The organism is Streptosporangium nanhuense (assembly GCF_059358815.1).
In genome coordinates this window covers 198,508-222,954 of the sequence record NZ_JCADBG010000006.1, presented here as the reverse complement: position 1 = coordinate 222,954, position 24,447 = coordinate 198,508, and the positions used below count along the sequence as shown (strand labels likewise).

The 24,447-nt window shown below is 70.5% G+C and carries 27 protein-coding genes; 14 read left to right on the top strand and 13 right to left on the bottom strand.

The genetic code is table 11. From position 1 onward, the window contains the following. Position 1 precedes the first annotated feature (1 nt). From AC5L38_RS14570 to AC5L38_RS14555, 4 genes are all read left to right on the top strand, one after another. The gene (locus AC5L38_RS14570) at positions 2-580 is read left to right on the top strand and encodes a TetR/AcrR family transcriptional regulator (RefSeq protein WP_495243319.1); all 579 of its coding nucleotides are present in this window, start codon (positions 2-4) and stop codon (positions 578-580) included. A gap of 197 nt (positions 581-777) precedes the next feature. Continuing rightward, positions 778-1,323 (top strand): HIT family protein, encoded by a 546-nt coding sequence (locus tag AC5L38_RS14565; protein WP_495243318.1) that lies wholly within the window; start codon positions 778-780, stop codon positions 1,321-1,323. Positions 1,324-1,502: 179 nt separating this feature from the next. Continuing rightward, a complete protein-coding gene (locus AC5L38_RS14560) occupies positions 1,503-1,838 on the top strand; it encodes an SCO4225 family membrane protein (protein WP_495243317.1) in 336 nt (111 codons plus the stop codon). A gap of 440 nt (positions 1,839-2,278) precedes the next feature. After that, positions 2,279-3,358, top strand: coding sequence for a YihY/virulence factor BrkB family protein (locus tag AC5L38_RS14555; RefSeq protein ID WP_495243316.1), 1,080 nt, complete (start codon positions 2,279-2,281; stop codon positions 3,356-3,358). Positions 3,359-3,496: 138 nt separating this feature from the next. Here the strand turns inward: AC5L38_RS14555 and AC5L38_RS14550 are convergent, their stop codons facing one another. Both AC5L38_RS14550 and AC5L38_RS14545 read right to left on the bottom strand, forming a co-directional pair. Further along, positions 3,497-5,737: a family 2 encapsulin nanocompartment cargo protein terpene cyclase gene (locus tag AC5L38_RS14550; protein WP_495243315.1), complete on the bottom strand. Its 2,241-nt coding sequence runs from the start codon at positions 5,735-5,737 to the stop codon at positions 3,497-3,499. A 346-nt stretch (positions 5,738-6,083) separates the two neighbouring features. Continuing rightward, entirely contained in the window at positions 6,084-6,293 is a 210-nt protein-coding gene (locus AC5L38_RS14545) for a hypothetical protein (RefSeq protein WP_495243314.1), read from the bottom strand. Between the two features lie 235 nt (positions 6,294-6,528). Here AC5L38_RS14545 and AC5L38_RS14540 point away from each other — a divergent pair, with 235 nt between their 5' ends. Together AC5L38_RS14540 and AC5L38_RS14535 are read left to right on the top strand one after the other, a co-directional pair. Next, on the top strand, positions 6,529-7,452 hold the full coding sequence (locus tag AC5L38_RS14540) for a hypothetical protein (protein ID WP_495243313.1): 924 nt from the start codon (positions 6,529-6,531) through the stop codon (positions 7,450-7,452). Next, positions 7,439-8,623 carry an XRE family transcriptional regulator gene (locus AC5L38_RS14535; RefSeq protein ID WP_495243312.1) on the top strand — a complete coding sequence of 395 codons (1,185 nt, stop codon included), beginning with the start codon at positions 7,439-7,441 and terminating at the stop codon, positions 8,621-8,623. Before AC5L38_RS14540 ends, AC5L38_RS14535 begins: the two co-directional genes overlap by 14 nt. 102 nt (positions 8,624-8,725) lie before the next feature. Here AC5L38_RS14535 and AC5L38_RS14530 read toward each other — a convergent pair whose 3' ends face one another. The 7 genes from AC5L38_RS14530 to AC5L38_RS14500 form a co-directional block, all read right to left on the bottom strand. Continuing rightward, positions 8,726-8,950, bottom strand: a complete 225-nt coding sequence (locus AC5L38_RS14530; protein ID WP_495243311.1) for a hypothetical protein — start codon at positions 8,948-8,950, stop codon at positions 8,726-8,728. 134 nt (positions 8,951-9,084) lie between these two features. Next, positions 9,085-9,672: a TetR/AcrR family transcriptional regulator gene (locus AC5L38_RS14525; RefSeq protein ID WP_495243310.1), complete on the bottom strand. Its 588-nt coding sequence runs from the start codon at positions 9,670-9,672 to the stop codon at positions 9,085-9,087. A 360-nt stretch (positions 9,673-10,032) separates the two neighbouring features. After that, positions 10,033-10,494, bottom strand: coding sequence for a hypothetical protein (locus tag AC5L38_RS14520; protein ID WP_495243309.1), 462 nt, complete (start codon positions 10,492-10,494; stop codon positions 10,033-10,035). Positions 10,495-10,637: 143 nt separating this feature from the next. Beyond that, the gene (locus AC5L38_RS14515) at positions 10,638-11,450 is read right to left on the bottom strand and encodes an SAM-dependent methyltransferase (protein WP_495243308.1); all 813 of its coding nucleotides are present in this window, start codon (positions 11,448-11,450) and stop codon (positions 10,638-10,640) included. A gap of 146 nt (positions 11,451-11,596) precedes the next feature. Beyond that, the gene (locus tag AC5L38_RS14510) at positions 11,597-12,511 is read right to left on the bottom strand and encodes a Sco1979 family transcriptional regulator (RefSeq protein WP_495243307.1); all 915 of its coding nucleotides are present in this window, start codon (positions 12,509-12,511) and stop codon (positions 11,597-11,599) included. 177 nt (positions 12,512-12,688) lie between these two features. Continuing rightward, the gene (locus AC5L38_RS14505) at positions 12,689-13,462 is read right to left on the bottom strand and encodes a hypothetical protein (RefSeq protein WP_495243306.1); all 774 of its coding nucleotides are present in this window, start codon (positions 13,460-13,462) and stop codon (positions 12,689-12,691) included. 249 nt (positions 13,463-13,711) lie between these two features. Continuing rightward, the gene (locus tag AC5L38_RS14500) at positions 13,712-15,205 is read right to left on the bottom strand and encodes an Nramp family divalent metal transporter (RefSeq protein WP_495243305.1); all 1,494 of its coding nucleotides are present in this window, start codon (positions 15,203-15,205) and stop codon (positions 13,712-13,714) included. A gap of 227 nt (positions 15,206-15,432) precedes the next feature. Between AC5L38_RS14500 and AC5L38_RS14495 the strand changes: the two genes are divergently transcribed. Further along, entirely contained in the window at positions 15,433-15,921 is a 489-nt protein-coding gene (locus tag AC5L38_RS14495; protein WP_495243304.1) for a PepSY domain-containing protein, read from the top strand. 175 nt (positions 15,922-16,096) lie between these two features. After that, positions 16,097-16,867, top strand: a complete 771-nt coding sequence (locus AC5L38_RS14490; RefSeq protein WP_495243303.1) for an NIPSNAP family protein — start codon at positions 16,097-16,099, stop codon at positions 16,865-16,867. A 78-nt stretch (positions 16,868-16,945) separates the two neighbouring features. Here AC5L38_RS14490 and AC5L38_RS14485 read toward each other — a convergent pair whose 3' ends face one another. Beyond that, positions 16,946-17,623 carry a hypothetical protein gene (locus AC5L38_RS14485; protein WP_495243302.1) on the bottom strand — a complete coding sequence of 226 codons (678 nt, stop codon included), beginning with the start codon at positions 17,621-17,623 and terminating at the stop codon, positions 16,946-16,948. Positions 17,624-17,775: 152 nt separating this feature from the next. Here AC5L38_RS14485 and AC5L38_RS14480 point away from each other — a divergent pair, with 152 nt between their 5' ends. Together AC5L38_RS14480 and AC5L38_RS14475 are read left to right on the top strand one after the other, a co-directional pair. Then, positions 17,776-18,024, top strand: coding sequence for a hypothetical protein (locus AC5L38_RS14480; RefSeq protein ID WP_495243301.1), 249 nt, complete (start codon positions 17,776-17,778; stop codon positions 18,022-18,024). Between the two features lie 131 nt (positions 18,025-18,155). Continuing rightward, entirely contained in the window at positions 18,156-18,431 is a 276-nt protein-coding gene (locus AC5L38_RS14475) for a hypothetical protein (RefSeq protein ID WP_495243300.1), read from the top strand. Between the two features lie 190 nt (positions 18,432-18,621). Here AC5L38_RS14475 and AC5L38_RS14470 read toward each other — a convergent pair whose 3' ends face one another. Beyond that, the gene (locus AC5L38_RS14470) at positions 18,622-19,251 is read right to left on the bottom strand and encodes a nucleoside/nucleotide kinase family protein (RefSeq protein WP_495243299.1); all 630 of its coding nucleotides are present in this window, start codon (positions 19,249-19,251) and stop codon (positions 18,622-18,624) included. 291 nt (positions 19,252-19,542) lie between these two features. Between AC5L38_RS14470 and AC5L38_RS14465 the strand changes: the two genes are divergently transcribed. Then, positions 19,543-19,935 carry an isoamylase early set domain-containing protein gene (locus tag AC5L38_RS14465; protein WP_495243298.1) on the top strand — a complete coding sequence of 131 codons (393 nt, stop codon included), beginning with the start codon at positions 19,543-19,545 and terminating at the stop codon, positions 19,933-19,935. A gap of 132 nt (positions 19,936-20,067) precedes the next feature. Here AC5L38_RS14465 and AC5L38_RS14460 read toward each other — a convergent pair whose 3' ends face one another. Continuing rightward, positions 20,068-21,171 carry an acetate/propionate family kinase gene (locus AC5L38_RS14460; RefSeq protein ID WP_495243297.1) on the bottom strand — a complete coding sequence of 368 codons (1,104 nt, stop codon included), beginning with the start codon at positions 21,169-21,171 and terminating at the stop codon, positions 20,068-20,070. 288 nt (positions 21,172-21,459) lie between these two features. Between AC5L38_RS14460 and AC5L38_RS14455 the strand changes: the two genes are divergently transcribed. Then, positions 21,460-21,828: an STAS domain-containing protein gene (locus AC5L38_RS14455; RefSeq protein WP_495243296.1), complete on the top strand. Its 369-nt coding sequence runs from the start codon at positions 21,460-21,462 to the stop codon at positions 21,826-21,828. A 148-nt stretch (positions 21,829-21,976) separates the two neighbouring features. Here AC5L38_RS14455 and AC5L38_RS14450 read toward each other — a convergent pair whose 3' ends face one another. Then, complete coding sequence (locus tag AC5L38_RS14450) at positions 21,977-22,195, bottom strand: EF-hand domain-containing protein (protein ID WP_495243295.1); 219 nt, start codon at positions 22,193-22,195, stop codon at positions 21,977-21,979. Between the two features lie 155 nt (positions 22,196-22,350). Here AC5L38_RS14450 and AC5L38_RS14445 point away from each other — a divergent pair, with 155 nt between their 5' ends. Both AC5L38_RS14445 and AC5L38_RS14440 read left to right on the top strand, forming a co-directional pair. After that, the gene (locus AC5L38_RS14445; protein WP_495243294.1) at positions 22,351-22,830 is read left to right on the top strand and encodes a GNAT family N-acetyltransferase; all 480 of its coding nucleotides are present in this window, start codon (positions 22,351-22,353) and stop codon (positions 22,828-22,830) included. Positions 22,831-23,299: 469 nt separating this feature from the next. Continuing rightward, entirely contained in the window at positions 23,300-24,343 is a 1,044-nt protein-coding gene (locus tag AC5L38_RS14440) for a lytic polysaccharide monooxygenase auxiliary activity family 9 protein (RefSeq protein WP_495243293.1), read from the top strand. Positions 24,344-24,447: the final 104 nt, after the last annotated feature.

The following is a 24,447-nucleotide window of genomic DNA, read 5'->3' as shown; positions in this document are numbered from 1 at the left end:
CATGACCTCGTCCGACATCGTCCAACCACCGATCGAGCCGGACCGCTCCCATCGGCGCCTGGACGCCCGCCGCAACCACGAGAAGGTGATCGCGGCCGCCCGGGAGCTCTTCGCCCGGCACGGCCTACAGATGACGGTCCCCCAGGTGGCGGAACGAGCGGGGGTCGGCCGGGCGACCGTGTACCGGAGCTACCCCACCAAGGACGACCTGATCGTCGCGATCGTGCAGGAGCAGTTCCAGCAGCTGGAGCGGCGCACGCTCGCCGCGCTGGACGGCGATGACGCCTACCGGGAACTGTGCGACTACATCCCCGACCTGCTCGAACACCTCACCCGGAACCGGGGGCTCGCCGCCGCGTTCTTCGAGGGAAGGCTCGTCCCCGCCGGCCGCCTCCTGGACCTGATCGGCCGGCTCGTCGAGGCCGCCAAACAATCCGGCCGGATCCGCCAGGATGCCGACGTGCTGGACCTGCGAGTCGTCCTCTGCGGAGTGATCAGGCAACTCATCACGCTGGACCGGTGGGATCCCACACTGTGGCGCCGTTACGGATACATGGTGCTCAACGCGTTCCGCCCCTGAGCGGCGCTCCGACGAGGCGCCACTCATCGCACGAGACCGGTCATGTCCGGGTCGCGTCCAGCGCTTCACCCTCGATCCCCTCGTTTCGGAGAACGTGACACTTTCGAGGGACGTGGCGTCCGTCCCGCCGAAGTGTCCCCGCGCGTGATGTCCTCTCAGGACGGTCCCTGAACCGCCCGCTCCTCCCGGAGGTGCCGATGAGCGCACGAGACACGCGACCGGACGAGCCGACCCGCCCGGAGAAGGAGGCCTTCGACGTCGAGGGCTACGTCCGGCGTACCAAGGGTGGAGGGTGCTTCATCTGCGCGCTCCTGGCCGATCCCGGCGGCTACGAGTTCGAGCAGGTCGTCTTCGAGGACGAGCACCACGTCGCCTTCCTGGACCGCTACCCCACGATGCCCGGCAAGGTCCTGGTGGCGCCGAGGGCGCACGTCGAGCACGTCGTCCGCGACCTCGACGAGGACGCCTACGCGCGGCTGATGCGAACGGTCCGCCGGATCGCCCTCGCCGTCGAGGCGGTCGTCCCCTCCGAACGCACCTACCTGCTCTCCCTGGGCAGTCAGCAGGGCAACACGCACCTGCACTGGCACATCGCCCCGCTGCCCCCCGGCACCCCCTACGAGCGGCAGCAGTACCACGCCCTGATGACCGAGAACGGGGTGATCCCCTGGTCCCTGCGGCAGGCCGCCGACCTCGCCGACCGGCTCCGCGCCGCCCTGGCCGAGGTCCCCCCGAGCGAGTGACCTTCGAGGCACCGGCTCATCGCCTCACCCGGATTCCCTGCCGAGCCGTGCGCGTGGACGGAGCCACCACGGGCAGCAGGCCGGTTCGGCCGGATCGGCTGCCGCTGAGTATCCGTACCGGGACGAATGAGGTATTCGTACGGAGACCTCAACCGTGGCCAGGGGGAAGGATCGGAGACATGAGATCAGCTCGCGGTGTGGCCCGTCTCGCCTCACGGTACGAACGGGGCACCCTCGCCCTCGTCATCAGCGGCGTCTACGCGCTGCTCGTCGTCGCGGCGTACGTCTTCGCCGAGATCGGCATGCGCCAGCCGAACAACCAGGGGCTGTCGGCGGTCATGCTGATCCTGGTGACCCTGCCGCTCTCGTGGCTGGTGATGCTGCTCCCAGGGGAGGTGCTTCCCTCCGGTGTGCATCTGCTGTTGCTCATCGCCGCCGGGTTCGTCCAGGCGTCGTTCCTGTGGTGGCTCCTGCGCGGGCCGAGGGTGGACGTGTCCCCGACGCCGGAGAAGTGACCGTCCGCCGGCCCGGATCGCTCCGGGTCGGCGCCGGCGGACGGTCGGCACAGGGCCCGCGGGCGGGGTGACGCCCGCGGGCGGGTCAGGTCAGGGGTGGCCGACGACCTCGCTCGTCCCGTACGAGCCGGCGACGGGGGTGCCCGCCTCGTTGATCGTGCGTTCGATGCCATCGCTGCCGTTGAGGAAGACCGTGACCATGCCGAGAAGCGCTCTCGCCGCCGAGCTTACATCAAGCCTTAAACGAAGTGGTGATGTCTTTTTATACGGCTGATCGCGTCTCGCGCTACGGCAGAACGACACCTTTTTGGGGCGCTGTGGACCGGGCCGGGGCCGGAGCCCGCCCACCCGCGGGGAACGAGCCGCGTCGCCCCGGATTCCACCAAGATCAGCCGGTCCACAAGCGGTGAAACACCCGCTTGGGGGTAGAGTGCGCCGTCATGGAGGCCACCCCCGGGGCGAACCGGTGGACCAGCGGGTTCGTCAGAGCATGGACCGCGGCGCGGGATCGATGCGGCTGGTTCGACCATCTCGTCCGGGCCGCCGTCCACTACGACCGCACCGACGCGGGCCGCCTGTCCGCGGGAATGACCTACTACGCGTTCTACGCCATCTTCGCGCTGGCCCTGCTGGCCTTCGTGATCATGGGACACGTGCTGGACACGCCCGCCGCGCTCAGCCAGGTGGAGGGCTATCTGAGCGACACCTTCCCGAGGCTGGACGTGCAGGCACTGCGCGACGCGCGGGACACGGCCGGGTTGATCGCCTCGTTCGGCCTGCCGCTGACCGGCCTGTTCTGGATCGACTCGATGCGCTCCTCCATGCGGGCGGTCTGGGGCCTTGAGCAGTATCCGGGCAACTTCTTCCTCCGGTGGCTCATCGACCTGGCCGTGCTGGTCACGCTCGGCCTGCTGCTGTCGATCTCGCTGACCCTGTCCTTCGGCGCCCAGGCCGCGCTGACCTGGCTGGCCGAGCACACGATCGGGGCCGACGCGCTACCGGCGCAGTGGACGCTGTCCACGGTCGCCTTCGTGCTCGGCATCTGCGTGAACCTCCTGCTGTCGACGGCGTTGCTGACGCTGTCTCCCCGGCTGCGCCTGTCGCCACGGCGGGTCATCGGGCCGGCCCTGGTCATCACCATCGGGCTGGAACTACTCAAGACGATCGGACAGGCCTATCTCAACTTCAGCTCCGCGAGTCCGGCCTACCAGGTCGTCGCGGGCGCGGTGGGCATGCTGCTGTTCCTGAAGCTGGTGAACGTGCTCCTGCTGTTCGCCACCTCGCACGCCGCGACCAGCCGTCACGGCACGGTCATCGACCTGACCACGCGGCGCCCCGTCGGCGAGCCGCGTACGGAGGTCGTCACCGCGCCGGCGATCCCCGAGATCAAGTCGGAGCCACCGGCGCAGGCGGAACCGGACACGGAACCGGAAGCGGACGCGGAGGCGGAGGCGGAGGCGCACGCACCGCGACGGGCCAGGCCGCGCAGGTACGACTTCAGATCGCGACGCGTGCGCTGACCGCGTAAGCGGGCAGGCGGGCAGGCGGGCAGGCGCGATCTTCCGGAAGGCCGGTGGGCCGGGCGGCGACCCCGCGCCCCCGCGCCCCCTCGCTCCCTCCGTCCCCTCCGCCCCTCGACCGCGCCTGCCTCGCCCGCGTCAGGGAAGCGGGGCCGGCACCACCCGGAGCGGCGATCCGACGCGCGCGGCCGCGGTGCCGAGACCGGCGGGGCCGCCGACCGGGCGGGTCGTCGCGGGTGGGTGGTGCAGCTCGGACTCGTCGTAGCGGCGCGTCCTCATGTGCCACAGCAACACTCCGGCCATCCAGTCCTGCAGCTCCTTCACGTATCCGTCGAGCGCCTGTCCGGCCTCCCCGTCGAGGTCGAAGTCGTCGAGGAGAGCCGGGAGCTCGGTGGCGACGATGTGCTCGAACTGCCGCATCCGGGACGTCATCAGGTCGTTGACGATGTCGGCGGCCTGCCGCGCGTCACAGTTCAGGAAGTCCTGGACCACCAGGACGCAGTTGTGCAGCTCGCCCTCGAACTGGATCTCCTTCTGGTACGAGCAGAGATCGTTGACCAGGCAGGCGTAGTCGGCGGCCGAGTCGTCCAGGCCGCGCATCGTCCGGGTGTCGTAGATCTCGGGCGGCACCCCCTGGCCGTGGGCCAGCCGCGACAGGCTCATCGTGAGATCGGAGCCGAAGGTCTTGCGGCGCATCTCGATGTAGTCGACCGGGTCGGGGACCCGGTTCTGGATGTGGTTGGCCAGCTCCCACAGCCAGCTCTCCGTCATGTCCTCGACGGCCCGGCGGAACCTGGCGCGCGCGGCCTCCGCCATGGGGGCCGCCGTACGGGACCACAGGTCGGCCAGGCCCCGCTCGATCGGGTTGACCGGCGGCGGGGTGGCGGAGAGGTCGAGCGGCATGAACGCCGACAGCCGCTCGTTGAACACCTTCGCGCCCGCCATGTCGCGGCGGGACCCGAACACGACCGGGAAGTAGTCGTCGGCGTAGGTCCCCCAGGTGAGCCAGAACGTCGAGATGTCCAGCTCGGGGGCGGAGGCGTCGGGATTGATGGCCCCGGCGCAGACGGCGAAGTCGTAGGTGTCGAGCTTGTGCTCGGTCCAGACGGCCAGGCCGGGGAGGCCGGGGAGCTGCTCGAACATCCCCATCTCGCGCGCCCACTCCACGGCGTTGCGGCGGGAGGCGTCGAGGTGGGGACTCATCCGGGCGGTGTACGGCATGTAGATCTCGGGCAGCAGCAGCGGCCCCACCTTCCGCAGGGGGACGTGGGTGTGGCTCCTGACGCCTCCCGGACCGGTGACGCCGGGCGCCAGCCTGACGCGCGCCGCCGACACGCCCAGCCCGGTGGGCCCGCCGAGCAGGGCCGGGGCCGCCGGGGCCGCCCGCGAGGCCCCGTTCATGTAGCGGCTGGAGCGCATGTGCCACTCGTGGCCGCCCGACTGCCAGTCCTGGAGCCCCTTGACGTACGCGAGGACGTCGAGGCGGGACCTCAGGTCCAGGCCGTGCTCCTCGAAGAGCGGGGGCAGCTCGGTGAGGGCGGTGTTCTCGAACTGGTGCAGCCTGGAGGTGATCAGGTCGTTGACGGCGTCGGCGGCCCGCTGGGTGTCGTAGCCCAGGAAGCGCTCGAAGACCAGCACGCCGTTGCTGAGCTCGCCCTCGTCGCCGACCTCCCGCTCGTAGGAGAAGAGGTCGTTGCGCAGGTGCACCGCGTCGGAGAAGGTGTCTCTCAGCACGCGCATCGGCCTGCTCGCGGCGATGGCGGCCGGGACCTCGGCGCCCGCCGCGTGCTCGACCAGGTTGGCCGACCAGGGGGCGCCCCCGACCTTGCGCCGCATCTCGACGTACTCGATCGGGTTGGCGACGCGTCCCTCGTTGATGTTGGCCAGTTCCCACAGGGACTCGTCGAGGAGGTTCTTCGTGCTCTCGACGAACCTGGCCCGCCAGTCGGCGGACATGGCCGGGATCGTCCGGGCCCACAGGTCGGCGAGGCCGCGCTCCACCGGGTTCTCCGGCTCGGGGGGCGGGCCCGTGGGGTGCACCGGCATGAAGGCCGCCAGCCTGTCGAGGTACTCCTTGGCCCCGGTCAGGTCGCCGCTGCGCTTGAAGGCCTCCAGGAAGTGGTCGTCGAAGAAGAACACCCACACGTACCAGTCGGTGACGAGGTCGAGCTCGGGGGCGGAGGCGTCGGGGTGGGTGTAGGCGCACAGCAGGCCGTAGTCCATGGCGTCGAGCTTGTGCTCGTCCCAGATGCCGAGGTCGGGGTCGAGGATGCCCATGTCGTACGCCCAGGCCCTGGTGTGCTCGCGCGCGGTCTCCACGTGGGGGTTCAGCCTGGCCGGGTACGGCAGGTAGAAGTCAGGGAGCTCGAAGGGTTGCATGTTCTGCCTTCCATATCTGACTTCGACGCTTTCGAGAACGCCCTGGGCATCGGACGCCGGGACCGCGACGGAGTAGCCGGTGGGGGATCGGCGAGACGGCCCGCCCTCCGGAAGCCTCGCCGGTCAGAACGTTACGCAATGACCACGGAGAGTGAAAGGGATTGCCACGAATACCCCTGGCGCACCCCGGGCGCGCTCAAGCCCAGGCCGGCCCCGGTTCCGGGCTCGATTCCGGATCCGGGCTCGGGTACGAGCCACGGGAACCGATCCCGGACGCGCGAGAGCCCTCACCTGTCCGGCGACGGGGACAGGCGAGGACCCGGGCAGAGAGCGGGCGAGGAGTCGGTCAGGGCAGCTGATTCGCGCCGGCCGACGCGGCCAGGACGGGACGCCGCGCTCCGGCCGCGAGGTCACGGAGCATGTCGGCGAACGCGAGTGCCTGCTCCGGTGTCATGCGAGGCTCGGTGCCGACGTAGAAGACCACGATGTCGCCACTCGGGGACGTCGTGGCGGTGAACGGAAGGGACGGGGAGATGACCATGATGGGACCAATCATCGCCTGTCCCACCGACAGTTCACAGTTCATTTACTCCCGGCCCCTCGCCCCCGCCCCCCCGCTCCTCCCCCTGCCGGCCGGGACCGGCCACGGCTCCCCGGGAAATCCGTCGTCACGAACCACGACACGAGAGACACGCAACATCAACTAGAGTCTTCGCGGCAGTATGATGCGCGGAAATGAAGTGCCGGCGACGATCGCCCGGCGCGCAGCGAAGTCTGAGCGGAGGTCGCCGATGAGCGCGGGGTCGTCGTTGTCACCCCAGGACGGACCGGGCCGGACAGGGCCGGGCCAGGTGTCCGGCCAGGGGAGAAACCGGACATCGGGCTGGGCGAGCGAGCGGTTCGGCGACCGCGCCGACATCGTACGGCGCCGGGTGGCCACGTCACTGCTGGAGGCGATGGGCAACGCGCAGGACGCGCAGAGTTCCGGGCACAGCGACAAGCGATACACCTACGGCTTCACCCTGATGGCCAGGCGCTACGAGGCGATCGCCGAGGGGCTGCGCGACGAACCGGGCTTCCAGCTGGTCAGGCCGCACGGCTCGCCGCACCACCTGGTGGTCCTGGGCGGCAACCTGCTGCTGCCCTTCCGCTACGCCGAGGACGACCGCACGCCGATCTCCGAGGCCCGCGTCAGTGACGGCCGCATCTCCTCGCTGGTGCGCGAGCTGTTCGACAGGTTCGGCCCGGCGACCTCCTACCGCCAGGAGGAGCTGGACCTGGCGCTCGCGGAGGAGTCCGCCCAGGAGGAGCTGGACCTGTCCGCCGGGGCGGACGGGCCGGACGGGCCGGCCACGGTGCGTCCCGCCCTCACCGGGCTGCCCGGCGACACCCGGCTGGTCCCGATCGCCTACGCGGGCAACGCGCAGGCCGGCCTGCTGCGGCTCTACTGGGGCGAGGCGGAGCTCATCGACGAGTTCGGCAGGATCCGCTGGCTGCACCACGAGCCGATCCCGCTGCCCGCCGCCTCCCCCGGCGCCGTCCATGACCTGTGGGCGGCGGAGCCCGGTGCCGCGTCACGCTTCGACGACGGTCTCGTACCCGCGCTCGCGTTGAGCACGAGGTCCCCGGTGGAGCGGAAGAATGGCAAGATCTTCCCCGTAAGCAGCGAGGCACCCGAGGAAACCGTGGTCACCGGCGACAATGAGCAACCGTAACCAGACCCCTCTGTTCGGCGCTCCCGGCGACACCGGGAGCGGCGGGCCGAGCCCGCAGGCCGTGGCCGACGCGTTCGACCAGGGGCGGCTGACCCAGGCACGGCAGCTGGCGGGGATGACGAAGAAGGATCTGGCCGAACGGATCGGCGTCACCCCCGCGGCGGTGGGGCAGTACGAGACGGGCATGACCCGCCCCCGGGCCGACCTCGTCCCCCGCCTGGCCGACACGCTCGGCGTGCCGCCGGCGTTCTTCCTGCTGGGCCGCCCGCACGGCAAGCTCGACGGCTCGATGGCGCACTTCAGGAGCCTGCGCTCCACCCGCGCGCACCAGCGGGCCAAGGCCGCGGCCTTCGTCGAGCAGGTGTGGGAGCTGGCCCACGCCCTGGAGAGGCAGGTCAGGCTGCCGCACGTCGCCCTTCCCGGCTTCTCAGGCGGCGAGGTCCACTCCGGCGTGGAGCTGGCCGGCGACCCCGCCCAGGCCGCCCGCGCCCTGCGGCGGCTCTGGGGGCTGGGCACCGGCCCGCTGTCGCACATCGTCCGGCACATGGAGGCGCACGGGATCGTCGTGGTCTTCCCGCCCCCGGACGAGGACGCCACCACGGTGGACGCCTTCTCCACCTCCCAGCTGCCCCGCCCGATCGTGGTGCTGACCGCCAACCGGTTCGACGACATCCACCGCTACCGTTTCACCGCCGCCCACGAGCTGGGGCATCTGGTGCTGCACGGCGACACCGCGTCGGGAGACACGCAGCAGGAGCGGGAGGCCGACGTCTTCGCCGCCGAGTTCCTGACCCCGCGCGACAGCATCCTGCCGGAGCTGCCCGGCCGCCTCGACCTGCGCAGGCTGGTCGAGCTCAAGCACACCTGGGGCGTGTCGGTCGACTCCCTGCTGTACCGCTGCCGCGAGGTCGGCCTGATCTCCGATTCGGCGGCGAGCCGCGCCTACCAGCGGCTCAAGACGCTGCGCGACCAGCCGGGCTTCGCCGCCGAGCCGATCAGCGGCTATCCCGGCGAGCAGCCCGTGCTGCTGCGCAGGGCCTTCGACCTGGCCGTCTCGGAGACCGGCCTCACCATGGCGCGCCTCGCCACCCAGCTGGCCTGGCCCGTCTCCCGGGTACGCGAGTTGCTCGACCTGCCCGACCAGCGCCCGGCGCTGCGTCTGGTGCCCTGACCCCGTTCCAGGACCTCCGTCCGGGGCCTCCGTTCCGGCGGCGACGGTCGTGGCCGTCCGTGCCCGGGACCGGGACCCCAGACGACCCCGGGCGGCCCCGGGCTACTCGCCCTCGACACGCTCCTCGATCCACTCCAGGCCGTCCTGCCAGGAGGCGAAGGCCTGGAGATAGCGGCCGTCGCGGGCATGGAAGATGTGATAGCGGAAATCTCCGTCGCTGCCCGTGCGAATCAGGTCATAGAGGTCGCCCTTGGAGCGATACCACACGCACTCGCCGTCAGCGGGACGCGAGGGCGATGCGTAGGCGAACTCACGTGTGATGGACATGGGACGGATGCTACGGACCGGCGAATCAGCAGGCAATGCCGTATCTATTTCATTCAGGGATAAAGTTCGCCCCTCCCCATAACCCGAGAGCCCGCGAGCCTGTCAGGAGACACGTACGCCAGGAGGGCCCGGGGCTACCGCCGGTCGGCGGACGCGGCGAGCTGGTCGATCAGCATCGCCAGCCGCCGCTCGTGGTGGTCGGCAGGAAGGCGGCCACTGCGGGTGAGGGTGACGAGACCGTGGACGGAACCCCAGGCGATCTCGGCCAGGACGCCGGTGTCGCGGCCGTCGGCGAAGGCGGCGATCGCCTCGCGGAACTCGGTGAAGGCGGCCTGGAGGGGAGCGGGCGTGTCGGGACGGCCGAAGGGGAGGTCGACGGCGAGGGTGAGCATGGCGTCGTACAGCGACGGGTTCAGGCCGGCGAAGCCGGCGTAGGCGTGGATCAGGGCGGCGAGCGCCTCGCGGGGGCCGGCGGCCGCCGCGCGGGCCTTGCCCAGCTCGGCGGCGAGCTCGGCGAACCCCTCCAGGGCGACGGCCGCCACGATGGCGTCCTTGCCCGCGAAGTGGCTGTAGAGGACCGGCTGGCTGTATTCGATACGCTCGGCGAGACGGCGCGTCGTGACCGCCTCCCAACCCTCGGCCTCGGCCAGCTCGCGAGCGACCGTCACGATCAGCCGATGGCGTCGCGCCCGCTCGCGCTCGCGGCGCTCGTGTGTGGACATCCCGCAGATGCTAGCACCGCTACCAGGCCGATCCCTGCTAGCAATAATGCCGCTCGCACATCTAGCACTGCTACGGCAAGTGTTGCTCCGGTGGGTCGGACGTCAAGACGGTACGCGACCCCGGCCCGCACCAGGCGTGCTCGCCTGGTGCGGGCCGACCGCGCTCGTCACCCCGCGGGCCGCGCCGGGGAGGAACCACCTTGCGGACGGCGTGGGGAGGGAATCACCCTGCGGACGGCGCGGGGAGGAATCACCCGGTGGGCGGCGTGAGGGCCGGGATCACCCGGCGGGTGGCGTGAGGGGAGTCACCCGGTGGGCGGCGTGAGGGTCGGGGTCACCCGGCGGGTGGCGTGAGGGGAATCATCCCGCGGGTGGCGTGGGGGTCGGGGTCACCCGGTGGTCGGTCAGGTGCAGGTCCCCGCCGAGCGTCACGCGCAACTCGTCCAGGACCTTCCTGGCGCCCAGCACGGTCCACAGCTCCCCGACCAGGTGGGGGTTGTACTCCGGCGCCTGGTCCATCCACTGGTCCTTGCCGGACTGGGTGACGAAGGTGCTGATGAAGAACTGGCCGACGGAGGTCTTGCAGGCCCCCGTCCGGATGTCGACCGCGTCGACCTGGATCTGGGGCTTGCAGTCGACCTTCTTGGCGAGTTGCTCGACGGTCGGGGGCGGGCCCGCGGGGGCGGCGGCTCCGGCCGCGGCGGCGGGAGCGGCCGGGGGCTGCTCCGCGCTGCAGGCGACGGAGAAGGACAGGGCGAGAATCACCGTGGCGACCGCCCGGACGTTCCTGGCGACACCGGTCTGGCACGAATGTGTCAACATCCTTCAGATACGCTCACCGGCTCCGGCGGGTTCACCTTTTCCGGCCCGGTGTCGGCCGAGGGCGCCCGGGGAGACCCGGACGGCGTCCGGAGAATCCCCGGGCGCGCTCCCGGGGAGGAACGCGGACGGGGGCGAGACGGTCCCTACGGGACGCGCCCGACGGCTCCCACGGTGATGGCTCCGGCTCCCGGCGGGATGACGACGTCGCCGGATTCGGGACGCCAGTCGTAGACGGGCACCAGGCCGGGTTCGAGCATCTCCAGCCCGTCGAACAGACCGCGGATCTGGGTGAGGGTACGGGGGAAGATGCCGCCCGCGGTGGTCGTGCCGTAGACGCCGCGGCCCTGGCGCACCTGCTCCTCGGTGAGGTCGCCCGAGGTGACGTGGGAGATCACCACGTGGCTGCCGGAGGCCAGCCGCTTCCCGAAGGAGGCGGCGATGCCGGAGACCTCCTCGTCGTCGGCGACGAAGTGCAGGATGGACACCATGAGGACGGCGACCGGCTGGTCGAAGTCGATGCGCTCACGGACGTCCGGGTGGTCGAGGATCGCCTCCGGCTCCCGCAGGTCACCGGGGATCACGACGGTCTGCGCGTTGTCGGCGAGCAGCGCGCGGGCGTGGACGAGCACGATGGGGTCGTTGTCGACGTACACGATCCGGGAGTCGGGCGCCTCACGCAGGACGACCTGGTGCACGTTCTCCTGCGTCGGCAGGCCCGTGCCGATGTCGATGAACTGGCGGATCCCCGCGGCGACGAGATGCCGCACGGTGCGCCCGAGGAAGGCGCGGTTGGAGCGCGCGACGTCCTTGACGTTGGGGACCAACTCGACGATCTTCTCACCGGCGATCCGGTCGGAGGCGAAGTTGTCCTTGCCTCCCAGGTAGTAGTCGTACATACGAGCCACACTCGGGACCGTAGGGTCGATTCCCGGCGGAGCCTGCTCGTGCTCAGTCATATCCTCGCCTTCACCACGTCTTTCCCGCATGGTAGACGAGCGATCAAAGCTTTCAGATCATGAACCGATATTTCGTCTAATAACTGGACAAGAGGGCTCCCAGTCACCAGACATCACAACTTCCCCTGGAACCATGCCGAGTCAGGTCAGTCCGGGATCTCCTCACGAAGGTCGCGAAGGAACCGCTTGCTCTCGGAGACGGAGTACGCCTGGATGCACAGGCGGTCCATGACCTGCATGTAGTGGTCGGTCTCCTCGAGCTTGTCCACGTAGAGGGCGCTCGTCAGCTGCTCCAGGTAGACCACGTCGGGCAGGTCCCGCTCGGGGAAGCGCAGGATGGAGAACGGGCCACCGGCCGCGGCGTGGCCGCCCCGCTCGAACGGCATGATCTGCAGCCTGACGTTGGGCTGCTCGACGACGTCGAGCAGGTGGTCGATCTGGGCGCGCAGCACGTGGGCCCCGCCGATGGGCCGCCGCAGCACGGCCTCGTCCATCACGGCCCAGAGCGTCGGGGCGTCGGGCCTGGTCAGGCGCTCCTGGCGGGCCATGCGGAGCGCGACGCGGCGGTCGACCTCGTCGGCGGCGGCGGAGCCGTGCACGAGCATGATGACGGCCCGCGCGTACTCGGGACTCTGCAGGAGGCCGGGAATGAACTGCACCTCGTAGGTCCGGACGATCGAGGCGGCCTCTTCGAGCCCGACGTAGACCTGGAACCAGTCGGGGAGCAGGTCTCCGTACTTGTGCCACCAGCCGGGGGCGTTGGCCTGGCGGGCCAGCGCGAGCAGCGGAGCCCTTTCCTGGGTATCGGTCACCCCGTACATCGTCAGCAGGTCCGCGACGTCGCGTTCCTTGAAGCCGACCCTGCCGAGCTCCAGCCGGCTGATCTTGGCGTGGGAGGCGCGGATGGCGTAGCCGGCCTGCTCACGGGTGATGTCCTTGGCGACGCGCAGCCTCCGCAGCTGGGCGCCCAGGAGAATCCGCAGGATGGTGGGGCCGCCACCGCCCGTGTACGTGAGAACGCCGCCTTGCTCGCCGCTGTCTTCCGCGGTCTGTCTGGCCATGTGGGCTCCCTGTCGCACCTTCCCTACGGTGCCACAGTTTCACATATACGGCGCGTTTCGCACAGCTCCGCCACGCACGCACTTGCGCCTGCACTTGCAACCGCAAGTGCAGATCGAGACAAATCTCCTTTACCGCTATCTTCCCGCCCGGCGGACCGTGTCCGAAACCCTTCGGAACTACAGTCCCGACGCGAGGCCGTACGCGTCGCCGAGCACATCTCCGCGCATGTCACCGTGCGCGTCCTTGCGCACGTCACCGCGCATGTCACCCCGCATGTCACCGCGCGCGTCGCCGTATGTGCCGCGGTGCGTGTCGCCGCGGAGGGTTCCCCGGCTCGCGGCGGCGCGGCGCGACAGCATGCCGCGCACGATGTCGCACAGCTCGCTCGTCTCCCTCGGTGACAGCACGCGGCTGAGACGGCGTTCGACCATGCCCCCGCTCAACGGTTCCGGCGCCCTCGTCACGTTGAGGTAGCCGGACAGGAACGCGATCCTGAACAGCTTCTCCTGCGAGAGCGACTCGGCGGAGGACTCTCCGGGCCCCCTGACCGGCCTCGCCGCGTCCTCCCCGTCGCGGGACACCTCCAGCCCGGGGAGCAGTAAGTAGGCGGCGGCCCGTTGCAGGGCCAGGCCGTACGCGCGCATGGATCCCTCGGGCGAGAAGGCGACGATCGAGCGCCCGACCGACTCGGCGGAGTCCGGTGACAGGTCGGCGATGCCGGTCTCCTCACCGAGGCAGGTGTAGACGCGCACCACCCGCTCCCCCACGTACCCCGGCTGGACGTGCTGGGAGAGCGTGACGGTCACCGTGGAGCCGTCGGGGTTGCGCAGCTCGGCGATGTCGGCCGCGTGGGTGACGTACATGGTGGAGTGCTCGCGCTCGCACCACGAGGGGCACGAGGTCTCGGAGCGGGGGCGAAGAGTCCCGACGGAGGCCGTGATGTCGTCCATCCCAATCCTTCCAGCGTGGAGATCCGCGTCATCGAGGACGTACGGGCACGAGGGCGTGCGGGCACGACGGCGGCTCGCGCCCGGCCGCGAGCCGGACCACCGCTCGCGCCCGGCCCCGTACCACCGGTTTCGAGGTCGCTTTCACCAGCAGGTACGCAGGACCGGCGGGCCGGGTTCAGCCCCGGCGCACCGCGTCCCCGTGCCGGAGGTCCGGCACGGGGACGCGAGGGCGCAGGGATCGGACAGGGGTCAGAAGGTGACCAGCGGATCCCCGATGAAGTCGGCGATGAAATTCACGAAGAAGAACCCGAAGAACAGGAAGTTCAGCGCCAGGATCACGTAGTGCCACCAGCGGGGGCGTGCCGGGCGGGGCAACCTGGCGTTGAGGTACATGAGCATGAACGGATAGATCAGCGCGCCCAGGTTGGACATGTTGGCCGACCACTGCACCAGGCTGATCGGGAGCGCCAGGTGCAGCACGACAGAGATGACCACCAGCAGCCCGAACATGAACGGGTAGTAGAACCTGCGGGGGTCGCCCTCGATGAGCACCCGCAGCCGGGGGCTGGTGGCATGGGCGGCGTCGGTCACCACCCGGACCATCGCCTCGAAGATGCCGAGCTGCGTGGAGAAGAGGATCAGCACCCCCAGGATCAGCGCGCCGACGAACATGGCCTGGCCGTACTCGTCGCCCAGGGCGCTGGCCACGAACGTCGGGACGTTCTCCTGGGTCGGCCGCTCGCCGGACAGCTCGACCGCCCTGGACATCAGGATGGTGGGCAGCAGCATCCCGAGGACGGCCCCGACGAAGAAGACACCCCACATGTCGATCATCAGCAGGCGATACCAGCGGCGCCAGCGGCCCGCGTTGGCCTCGTCGTCCGGGAAGGTAACGCCGCTGGCCAGCAGCTCGCTCCTGGGCCCGCGCATCCCGGCGATGAACCCGGTCCGGTAGCCCATGCCGTAGCCCTTGTCACGGTAGTGGCCCATGACGTACCAGTTCAGCCCGGAGGCGAGCGCGGTGAACCCGGCCAGCGCGCCGAGCTGGGTGGCGGTGATCCCCGCGGGTGGCGCCGCGGGGGTGACGAAACCGCGGATCGCGTCCCACCAGATCTCGAACGGCACCACGAACAGATCGATGACCAGCAGCGCGACCAGGATCGTGCCGATCATGCCCCAGTTGGCGAGTTCCAGGGCGCGGCTGATCTTGCGGGCGGCGGCGGTGATGAGGAAGACGAGCAGGAGCAGGCCGATCGCCCACAGCCTGGGCTCCTCGGCCCCGGCGGGCGCGACCTCCCCGTGGACGAGCGCGTAGACGCCCTGCCCGGCGGCGGCGGCCCAGCCCCCGGCGATGAACGCGAAGATCACGATGAAGACCGAGAGCGGCACCCAGAGCTGGAAGCCGGGCGGGACCCGTCCCCAGCCGACCACCGGCGCCTCACCGGTGGCCATGACGTAGCGCGAGCACTCGACGTTGTAGAAGGTCTGCAGGATGGCCGAGACCAGGATGACCCAGCCCACCCCGACGAACCCGTACTGACCGACGGCCTGTGGCCCCAGCAGCCACTCGCCGCTGCCGATGGAGATGCCGAGCGCGATGAGGCTGGGACCGACGGCGTACTTGAACAGCTCCTTCTTGCCGAGCCGGGATACTCCGAAGACCTCCTCGGGCTCGGGCAGGTCCGCCACGGCCAGATCCGGGCGGCTGACTCCGAGCGGGTGGGACCGGGTGACTTCAGTCATGGCGATCCTCCAGGGTTGGAACCCCCCTGCTCCGACAGTGATCCTCTGACCGCACTTCGACAAGACCCCATTCGTGAGGTTCTCGCGGTCACCCCCGGATTCCCGTACGGTCCCCGGCAGCCGGGTTGGGGCGGAGAGAGCATGGGGGAACGGGACTCGGCGGCCTTAACCTGCCTTTAGGGTTTCCGCAGCGTGCCCCTAACGGGAGACTCGGCAAGCTTGGGGACATGCGAAACACGACGAAACTCAGCATCGCCGCTGCCGGACTTCTCGCCGTCGTCTCCGGAGGTGGCGCAGTAGCCTTCGCCGGGACCGCGACGCCCACCCCGGCACCCAGCGGTACGGCCACGAGCCCCGCACCCGTGAACGAGACGCCCGGGACCCAGACCACTCCCGCGACTCCCGCGCCCGGCGAGGCGGAGGCCAAGGTCAAGCGGGACGCGGCCATCAAGATCGCTCAGGACAAGGTGCCCGGCGCCAAGCTGGTCAAGGCCGAGTTCGACGGCGACGAGACCCCCACCAGCTGGGAGGTCGAGCTGCTCCAGGGTGACGTCGAGCACGAGTTCGACATCGACGCCACCAGCGGCGCGATCCTGGAGCAGGACCAGGAGACCGAGACCGCCGCCGAGCGGGCCGCCGACGCCGCCGATGACGCCAACGACACCGATGACGACGCCGACGACGCCGACGACCAGAACGACCAGGACGACGACTGACGGCAAGGAGCCCGTGACACCCCGCGTGTCACGGGCTTCGTGTTCGAACCGGCCGGACACGCCGGACACGGCGGTGGCGCCCCCCGCCGCGGGAGCGGGTCACTGACATGAGGTGTCAGTGACCCGCTCCTAGCATGCGGGCACCACTGAGCAGTTCCGGGAAGGACCGACCACGGTGACGAACGACGCCCGCCACGGGCAGGCGGGGAAGACCCGCTGCCCGATCCTCGAACTGAGGCGGTACACGCTGCGCCCCGGCAGGAGGGACGACCTGATCACCCTGTTCGACAGGGAGTTCGTCGAGTCCCAGGAGGCCGTGGGCATGCGCGTCCTCGGCCAGTTCCGCGACCGGGACGACCCCGACCGGTTCGTCTGGCTGCGCGGGTTCCGTGACATGGAGTCGCGCGCCGAGGCGCTGTCGGCCTTCTACGGAGGACCGGTCTGGAAGGCCCACCGCGACGAGGCCAACGGGACGATGATCGACTCGGACGACGTCCTGCTGCTGCGCCCGGCGGATCCGGGAGCGGGCTTCGACCTCTCGGGCGCCGTCCGTCCCGTGACGGCCGGTCCCCCGGAGAACGAGGCGACGGCCTCGTCGTGGTTCACCGCGACCGTCTGCCACCCGAACATCCCCGGCGACGGGTTCGCCCGGTTCTTCGACGACCGGGTGGCACCGCTGCTGGCGGAGACGGGCGCCACCCCGCTGGCCCGCCTGCGGACCGAACACGCCGAGAACACCTATCCGGCCCTTCCGGTACGGACCGGCGAGGACGTCTTCGTGTGGTTCTCCGCCTTCGCGAGCCGGGAGCGGCACGACGAGCACGCCGCGCGGCTCGCACGTTCGGCGACGTGGACACGGGAGGTCCTTCCCGCGCTGTCGGCGCGCCTGATCGCCCCTCCCGAGCGGCTGAACCTGACGCCGACGGCGAGATCCCTGCTCCGCTGACCCGAGGCACGGGCAGGACCCGCCGGCCCGTGCCGTCGGGCGAGCCGCCCCGCCCCCGCCCCGGCGATGCCCCGGTGGTCAGCGTCGCCGTACCCGGTAGGCGAGGGCCGTGAGAGCGGCGACCCCCAGGAGCGCCACCACCGCGTACGAGGGCCGCCACCAGGATCCCCGGTCCACGATCGCGACGCTGGTCGTCTCCCCCGGCGAGCCTCCGGCGGGCGCCGCCGCCGGGGTGGCGGGCGCGGGGGTGGCGGCCCTGGAGGGAGGGGTGCCGGGAGTGACGTCGCCGACGGGGACGCCCGGCGGGCGGATCACGCCCCAGTGATCCTCCTGCGGCGGCTGGTTGGCGATCATCTGCCTGAACTCCCTGGGAACCGGGGCGACCTTCAGCCGGCCGGGCACGGTCAGGGTGCCGATCGGGTAGGGCGCGAACCAGCCCTGGATCGCCTCCACCTCCCAGGTGCCCCTGGGCAGGGAGACCGCGGCGGCGTAGTGGGCGGGCTCCTTCAGCTCCACCCCGGAGAACTGGAGGCTCCTCTTGCCGTCGGTGAACTTCAGCGCCACCTCCCCCAGGTCGTCGCCCACGTACGGATGGGTGCCGTGCTGGAGCAGCCAGAAGCCGAGGGTGTGCGTCGTGTCCGGGCTCGTCACCGGGACCGGGTCCATCACGGTGAGCGCCCAGCCCCCCGCCCGCGCCGGGGCACCGAGGGCCAGCAGGGGGACGATGAGCGCCAGGAGGAGAAGGATTCGTCTCATGCGGGAGGTACACCGGCCGGGCCCGCCGGGTTCCCGGTCACCGGGGCCACGGCGCCGGCGAGGTCACCGTGGTCGTGGGACCGCCGAGCGGGGGCGGGGCGATACGGCCAGGACCGTGGAGTCGAGGCCGGAAGCAGGGGTATGGACAGCCAATGAGCCTTCAGGATGAGCTGCGGCAAGTTGACGAGGATTTGGAAAGACTGCGTGCCGAGGTCGCCGAGCTGCGCAGACAGGTCGGGGAGGTCGGGCCCACCGACTCCACCGAGCGGTCGATGATGATCAACCAGGCCGACGAGCAGGAGAACCTCGTCGGCGAGCTCGAAGCCAGGCGCCAGGACCTCCTCGAACGCCTCGGGGAGGGGGGCGAGCGCGATCGCGTACACCCCCGCGGGACGACATAGGGCGACGGGGCCCACGCGCCCGGAGAGCCCGCCACCTGCGGTTCGTCACATTCGGTTATCCGGGATTTCCCGGGGTAACCATAAGAACGAACCATCATCAGGGGGATGAAATGATCAATATGCTTCACAAAATGGGCATTAAGTCCAGCGCGATGTACGTCGCCGGGCTCGCCTCGATCGGCGCGTCGGTCGCGGTGTGGTTCACGTCGAACTCGAAGGAGAGCGCGGGGGTCGACCGGGCGGACCGCTGGGGGATCTTCATCGGCGAGTGGGCGCCGACCTTCTTCGCGGTGGGAGTCGCACTGCGCATGGAGGAGATCCGCGAGGAGACGCGGTCCTCCATCGAGCAGGAGTCGTTCAGCGGTTCGTACTCCGAGGGCAGGATGCCCTCGCGCGCGGGGGTGTAGCGCCACCGCCGGGCGATCGGAGGCAGGGCGTGTCCGGGGGGCGCGCCCCGCTTCGGCGTTCGATCACCCGTCCGCTCCCGGCCCCGCCGCTCCCGCCCGACTCCCACCTCGGCCTCGCGTTCGCCCCCGCGTCCCCGCCCTGGTCATCTTCTCCGGCCCCGTCTCGTGCCCCGTTCCGCCCGGGCACGGGTCATGACGGTGTGACCAGGGCCGGATGTCTCGGGTCGTCGACGCGGACGACCACGTCCGCGACCTCCGCCGGGGTCGCCTCCTCCTCGTAGCGCGCGTAGGCGGGCAGCGTCCAGCGCCGCTCCTCCGGGGTGCGCCGGGCGAGCGCGCCCGGTGAGAGCCTCAGGTGCACGGTCAGCTCGAACGGCAGCCCCCGGCCCAGCAGCAGGGGGCCGGACAGCAGCAACACCCCGCCCGGGGGGACCGTGACGTAGGGGGCGCGGGTGGCCCTGTCGACGACGCTGTCCCACAGCGTGGGCAGCACCTTCCCCGACCGGCCGGGATCGAGCGGCCTCAGGACCTCTCTGGCCAGTCCCCCGTAGTCGAACCAGTCGGCGTAGAAGGAGTCCGGGTCGGTCCGGCCGTACTCGAAGCGGAGCGAGGCCGGGCGCAGGAAGTCGGCGGTGGAGACGTGGAGCACCTCCCGGCCGCGGAGCCGGAGCGGGTCGGCCAGCGCGTCGGCGAGGTCCTCCGGCCGCGCCGCCGGAGCCCCGTCGAGCGCGACGCGCACCCAGGAGTCACGGGGTCCCGCGGTGACCCGGTCAGCGAGTTCCTCCACCAGCGACGACGGGGAGATCGGCCGTATGTTCACCCCACCATCCTGGCCGACGCGCGCCCGTCTCCGGTCAGGGCCGGTCAACCATCATGGCCGGGTCAAGGTCGGACGTGATGCCGATCAAATATCGGTCTGTCCGGGTTGTCCTGCCGCTACAGGCGGTAACGATCCATATGGATCGACGGCTCGGCCGTGACTGGGCGTCGGCCTCCTGGTCGCGTCACGTCCACGTCGGCGCGATCCGGTAGTTGGCGTGATCTTCACGTCTTTCCGCAACCAAGATCACGGCACGTTACGCACGGAGACAGTGATGTCAGGAGGATTTCAGTGATCAAGCGCGGTAAGCCGACCAAGAACGGCCAGGTCAAGCTGACTTTCAGCATAGCGGAGAGCCCGACCCACGGAGGGGTCTCGCTGGTCGGCGACTTCAACGACTGGGACCCCTACGCCCATCCCATGCAACGCAGGGACGACGGCACCTACCAGGTGAGCCTGATGGTCCCCGCACGGCAGCCCATCCGCTTCCGCTACCTCGCGGACGGCGGCGTGTGGTTCGACGACGCGGACGCGGACCACCACGACGAGCACGGCGGCCGGATCAACCCCGCGGACGTCCAGGAGGCACCGGAGAGCCCCAACGCGGCGCGTAACGTCGGCAAGCCGATGCGGCAGACGCTCTCGGCCGGGCAGCCGGTCTCGGCCTCGGTGGGCGCCTCCTAGCATCTCGGCGACCGCTCGTAGGACGGGATCCCCTTGGCGGGACACACCGTTCCACCGTCTCCGCGATCAGCGTGGCGGCCCGCCCCGTCCTCTCCCGGCAGGGACACGGAGGGGCGGGCCGCCCCGCGAACGTCAGCCGAGCGCGCCGAGGGTGTCGCGGGCGAGTTGCAGTTCCTCTCTCGGCCGGACCACCAGTACGGGCACGGACGCGCCGGGCGCGCTGACCGTACCGTCGGCGTCGAGGCCGGTACGGGCGGGCGGCTCGACACCGAGCAGCGAGAGCCCGCGGCAGACGCCCTCGCGGACCTCCGGCTGGTCCCAGCCGATCTCGCCGGTGAACACGAGCGCGTCGAGCCGGTCCAGGCTCGTCGCGGCGGCGGCGATCTCCCGGCTCACCCGGTGCTCGAACACCTCCAGCGCCAGCGCCGCCGCGGGATCCCCGGAGGCGACCAGTTCCCTGGTGTCGCCCGACTTCCCGCCCGAGAGCCCGAGCAGCCCCGACCGGTGTTCCAGGCCGTCGCGCAACTCGTCGAGCGTGAGCCGGGAACCGGACAGCAGCCACAGCAGCATGCCGGGATCGACGCTCCCCGACCGCTTGCTCATCGGGACCCCCTCCAGCGGGGTGAACCCCATCGAGGTGTCCACGCTGCGCCCCTCGCGGACGGCGCACACCGAGGAACCTCCGCCGAGGTGGGCCAGGACCACCTGGAGGGTTCCGGCGGGCCGGTCGAGCAGCTTCGCGGCCCGTTCCAGCGCCCAGGCGTACGACAGACCGTGGAAGCCGTAGCGGCGCAGGCCGTAACGGCTCCTCCACTCCGCGGGCAGCGCGTAGGTGGCGGCGCGGTCGGGAAGCCCGGCGTGGAAGGCGGTGTCGGGGCAGAGCACGTGCGGGACGCCGGGCAGCCTGCGCCGGGCGGCCTCGACGAGCGCGAGGGCGGGCGGCACGTGCAGCGGGGCGAGGTCGGCGTACTCCCGTACCGCCTCCAGCACGCCGTCGTCCACGACCGTCGGCTCCCGCACGGCCTCGCCCCCGTGGACGAGGCGGTGGCCGACCGCGGCGAGGTCCACGCCGGGGGCGGCGTCGAGGAAGTCCGCGATCGCCCGCTCGGCCGTCTCGGGGTCGGGGCTGCGCTCGGTGTGCTCGGTGCGCAGGACCTCACCGTCCCGGACGAGGTGGAGTTGGAGGCTCGACGATCCCGCGTTGACGGTGAGCACCGCCGGGTCAGTGGTTCCCATCCCCCTGGCGTGCCCGGGGCCGGGTAGGGCAAACGGCGCGTCGCGGCGGCCGTCGTCCGCCGCTCCGCCGGGCCTCCAGGAGGGGGCGCCCGACCGTGACGACCTGGGGCGGGGACACCCCGGACCGGGTTCCCGGCGGCCGCTCACCGGGCTTCCTGACCGACGGCGGTTCGTAATCGCTTGTTGTACTGTCATGAGCCACGGGCGTACGGTGGGGCCAATGGCACCCGTCCTTCGTACGGCTCCCGACAGGGCGCTGTCTCCAACTGCCGTAGACAGCGGGGCGATATGACTCGACTTTCCGTCACCGTGGACGCGCGTCCGCAATTCTCCGTGGTGACTCTGATCGGCGATCTGGACAAGTCCTCGGCACCCCTGCTCGAGGAGAGGCTCGCGGATTTCATGAGACGTGGCCACATCTGCCTGGTCGTCGACACGACGGGGCTGGGATTCTGCGACTCCACGGGCATCTGGGTGCTGCTGACGAGCCTGCGGCGCGCCTACGAACGGAAAGGCTGGCTGCGCCTCGTCGGCGTGCACGGATTCCTCAGCCGCCTGCTCGACCTGACCAGGCTGCGAGAGGCGTTTCCCATCGACTCCACCATCGAGGAGTCACTGCGCGAGGTCTCCGACAGGGTCGTCCCCGTCTCGCACTGATCCCACCCGATCGCCCGCCCCCTCGCCGTCGAAGACGACGTCCGAGCGGTCGTGGAACGTCTCCGCACCGTCCGGCACCCGCTCCCGGAAGGAATCGCCTGTTCCGGCGGGCGAGAGGGCCGGTTCCGGGAGCGGGGGCGGGGGCGGATCAGTCGCGGGAGACCAGGCGGACGAACTCCTCGAACGAGAACCGGCCGTCGCCGTCGGAGTCGCCGCTCTGGTTCAGCGACCCGATGGCCTCGGCGGGCAGGGCGGGGAAGTGCTCTCCGAACTCCCGCTCCGTGATGAACCCGTCGCCATCGGTGTCGATGGCCGCGAACGCCTGCCTGAGCTCCGCCAGCCGATCCCCGTTGGGCTCTGTCGACATGCTGCCCCACCTCTCTCAACGACCCGCACTTCGATCAGCAGACAACTTACGGGAGGAACCCCCCATCCAGCCAAGCGGCCCCATATAACACCTTTTATCACTAAAAGTCCTTTTTTCGAACCAGGCCCGCCCCGGCCCGCGCCTAGACTTCGAGCATGATTCGCCCCGCAACGCCGGACGACGTCCCGGCGATCATCGACATGATCCGCGGCCTCGCGGAGTACGAGAAGGCGCTGGACGAGGTCGTGAACACCCCCGGCATGCTCCACGAGACGCTCTTCGGCCCCTCCCCCAGCGTGTTCTGCCACATCGCCGTCGACGGGGAGGAGGTCGCCGGGTTCGCGATCTGGTTCGTCTCCTACTCGACCTGGCTCGGCACCCACGGGATCTACCTCGAGGACCTCTTCGTCCACCCCGACCACCGGGGCGGCGGGTACGGCAAGAAGCTGCTCGCCACGCTGGCGGGCATCTGCGTGGAGCGCGGCTACGGCCGCTTCGAGTGGTCGGTGCTCGACTGGAACACCCCGGCCATCGACTTCTACCGGGCGATCGGCGCGGAACAGATCGGCGAGTGGGACAGGTACCGCCTCTCCGGCCCCGCGCTGGAGAAGGTCGCCGTGGGAAACACGCGCTGACCATCCCGGGGAGCGCGCGGTAACCGCCGCGAGGAGCACGCGGTAACCGTCGCCAGAAGCACGCGGTAACCGTCGTGGGAGCGCGGCGACCGTGCCGGGAGAAGGATCTCGTCCCGGGCCCGCCTCCACGGCGAAGACCGGCCGGAAATCCTTCCGGCCGGTCTTCCGTTCCGCCGTGCGGCGTTCTCCCCCTCCCGGGAAGCCCGCCCGGGAAAACCTCACGGAGGACACACTCCGGCCGTGAACCTTTCATCTCGCAAAACCGTCGTACCCCCTCCCTGAGCTGGTACGACGAGCCGTTGACACGTCGCGGTAAAGGCACTCCGTTTACACCCCGGAGCCGGCGACCTAGAGTCCGTCTCGCGTGAGCGCCTCACCGCCATTGATCAGCGACTCGTCACCCCTCGAAAGGGATGGTATTTCTGTGCGTAAATGGCGAAATATGGCCGTCGCCGGTGTGGTCACGTTCATGACCGCGCTTCTTGCCGTCGTCCTCGTTCCCCTGCCGGCCTCGGCGCACGGCGCCATGATGACCCCCGGTAGCCGGACCTTCTTCTGTTGGCAGGACGGCCTCTCCCCGCAGGGGAACATCGTGCCCATCAACCAGGCGTGCTCGGCGGCGGTGGCCCAGAGCGGGGCCAACTCGCTGTACAACTGGTTCAGCCTGCTGCGGTCCGACGGGGCCGGTCGGACGCGCGGGTTCATCCCCGACGGCCAGGCCTGCAGCGGCGGCAACCCCGGCTACAGCGGGTACGACCTGCCGAGCGCCAACTGGCCGGTGACGCACCTGACCTCGGGCGCGACCATCCAGTTCAAGTACAACAAGTGGGCCGCGCACCCCGGCTGGTTCTACCTCTACATCACCAAGGACGGCTGGAACCCCAACCGGGCGCTGACCTGGGACGACCTGGAGAGCGAGCCCTTCCACACGGCCGACCACCCGCAGAGCGTCGGCTCGCCGGGCACCAACGACGCCAACTACTACTGGAACGCCAGGCTCCCGTCGGGCAAGTCGGGCCGTCACATCATCTACTCGGTGTGGAAGCGCTCCGACAGCGCGGAGACGTTCTACAACTGCTCCGACGTCGTCTTCGACGGCGGCAACGGCCAGGTGACCGGCGTCGGCCGGGGAGGCACCGACCCCACGCCGACCCCCACCCCCACGCCCACCCCGACCGTGACTCCGACGCCCGGAGTGACGCCGACGCCCGGAACCGGCGCGTGCGCCGCCTCCTACCGGACCATCAGCACCTGGTCGGGCGGCTTCCAGGCCGAGGTGACCGTGAGGAACACGGGCACGGCCGCCTTCAACGGCTGGACGGCGAGCTGGACGCTCAACAGCGGCAGCGCGGTGAACAGCCTGTGGAGCGCCACGCACACCACGTCCGGGTCCACCGTCACGGCCAAGCCCGCCGAATGGAACCGCACGATAGCGGGCGGCGCCTCGACCACCTTCGGATTCACCGGCACGGGCACCAGCGGTTCCCCGTCCGTCACCTGTACCAGCCCCTAGCGGGAGACGGTCCCCGCCGGTACCGCACACCCGGCGGGGACCGTCCCGCGCCTAGCTCCATCTCGCCCGTCTCCGTCCCGCCCATCACCGGCGCGCCCTCGTGA

Coding starts and splice junctions, on each gene's coding strand:
- AC5L38_RS14570 (WP_495243319.1), top strand. CDS start 2: ATGACCTCGTCCGACATCGTCCAACCACCGATCGAGCCGGACCGCTCC.
- AC5L38_RS14565 (WP_495243318.1), top strand. CDS start 778: ATGAGCGCACGAGACACGCGACCGGACGAGCCGACCCGCCCGGAGAAG.
- AC5L38_RS14560 (WP_495243317.1), top strand. CDS start 1,503: ATGAGATCAGCTCGCGGTGTGGCCCGTCTCGCCTCACGGTACGAACGG.
- AC5L38_RS14555 (WP_495243316.1), top strand. CDS start 2,279: ATGGAGGCCACCCCCGGGGCGAACCGGTGGACCAGCGGGTTCGTCAGA.
- AC5L38_RS14550 (WP_495243315.1), bottom strand. CDS start 5,737: ATGCAACCCTTCGAGCTCCCTGACTTCTACCTGCCGTACCCGGCCAGG.
- AC5L38_RS14545 (WP_495243314.1), bottom strand. CDS start 6,293: ATGATTGGTCCCATCATGGTCATCTCCCCGTCCCTTCCGTTCACCGCC.
- AC5L38_RS14540 (WP_495243313.1), top strand. CDS start 6,529: ATGAGCGCGGGGTCGTCGTTGTCACCCCAGGACGGACCGGGCCGGACA.
- AC5L38_RS14535 (WP_495243312.1), top strand. CDS start 7,439: ATGAGCAACCGTAACCAGACCCCTCTGTTCGGCGCTCCCGGCGACACC.
- AC5L38_RS14530 (WP_495243311.1), bottom strand. CDS start 8,950: ATGTCCATCACACGTGAGTTCGCCTACGCATCGCCCTCGCGTCCCGCT.
- AC5L38_RS14525 (WP_495243310.1), bottom strand. CDS start 9,672: ATGTCCACACACGAGCGCCGCGAGCGCGAGCGGGCGCGACGCCATCGG.
- AC5L38_RS14520 (WP_495243309.1), bottom strand. CDS start 10,494: ATGTTGACACATTCGTGCCAGACCGGTGTCGCCAGGAACGTCCGGGCG.
- AC5L38_RS14515 (WP_495243308.1), bottom strand. CDS start 11,450: ATGACTGAGCACGAGCAGGCTCCGCCGGGAATCGACCCTACGGTCCCG.
- AC5L38_RS14510 (WP_495243307.1), bottom strand. CDS start 12,511: ATGGCCAGACAGACCGCGGAAGACAGCGGCGAGCAAGGCGGCGTTCTC.
- AC5L38_RS14505 (WP_495243306.1), bottom strand. CDS start 13,462: ATGGACGACATCACGGCCTCCGTCGGGACTCTTCGCCCCCGCTCCGAG.
- AC5L38_RS14500 (WP_495243305.1), bottom strand. CDS start 15,205: ATGACTGAAGTCACCCGGTCCCACCCGCTCGGAGTCAGCCGCCCGGAT.
- AC5L38_RS14495 (WP_495243304.1), top strand. CDS start 15,433: ATGCGAAACACGACGAAACTCAGCATCGCCGCTGCCGGACTTCTCGCC.
- AC5L38_RS14485 (WP_495243302.1), bottom strand. CDS start 17,623: ATGAGACGAATCCTTCTCCTCCTGGCGCTCATCGTCCCCCTGCTGGCC.
- AC5L38_RS14480 (WP_495243301.1), top strand. CDS start 17,776: ATGAGCCTTCAGGATGAGCTGCGGCAAGTTGACGAGGATTTGGAAAGA.
- AC5L38_RS14475 (WP_495243300.1), top strand. CDS start 18,156: ATGGGCATTAAGTCCAGCGCGATGTACGTCGCCGGGCTCGCCTCGATC.
- AC5L38_RS14460 (WP_495243297.1), bottom strand. CDS start 21,171: ATGGGAACCACTGACCCGGCGGTGCTCACCGTCAACGCGGGATCGTCG.
- AC5L38_RS14455 (WP_495243296.1), top strand. CDS start 21,460: ATGACTCGACTTTCCGTCACCGTGGACGCGCGTCCGCAATTCTCCGTG.
- AC5L38_RS14450 (WP_495243295.1), bottom strand. CDS start 22,195: ATGTCGACAGAGCCCAACGGGGATCGGCTGGCGGAGCTCAGGCAGGCG.
- AC5L38_RS14445 (WP_495243294.1), top strand. CDS start 22,351: ATGATTCGCCCCGCAACGCCGGACGACGTCCCGGCGATCATCGACATG.
- AC5L38_RS14440 (WP_495243293.1), top strand. CDS start 23,300: ATGACCGCGCTTCTTGCCGTCGTCCTCGTTCCCCTGCCGGCCTCGGCG.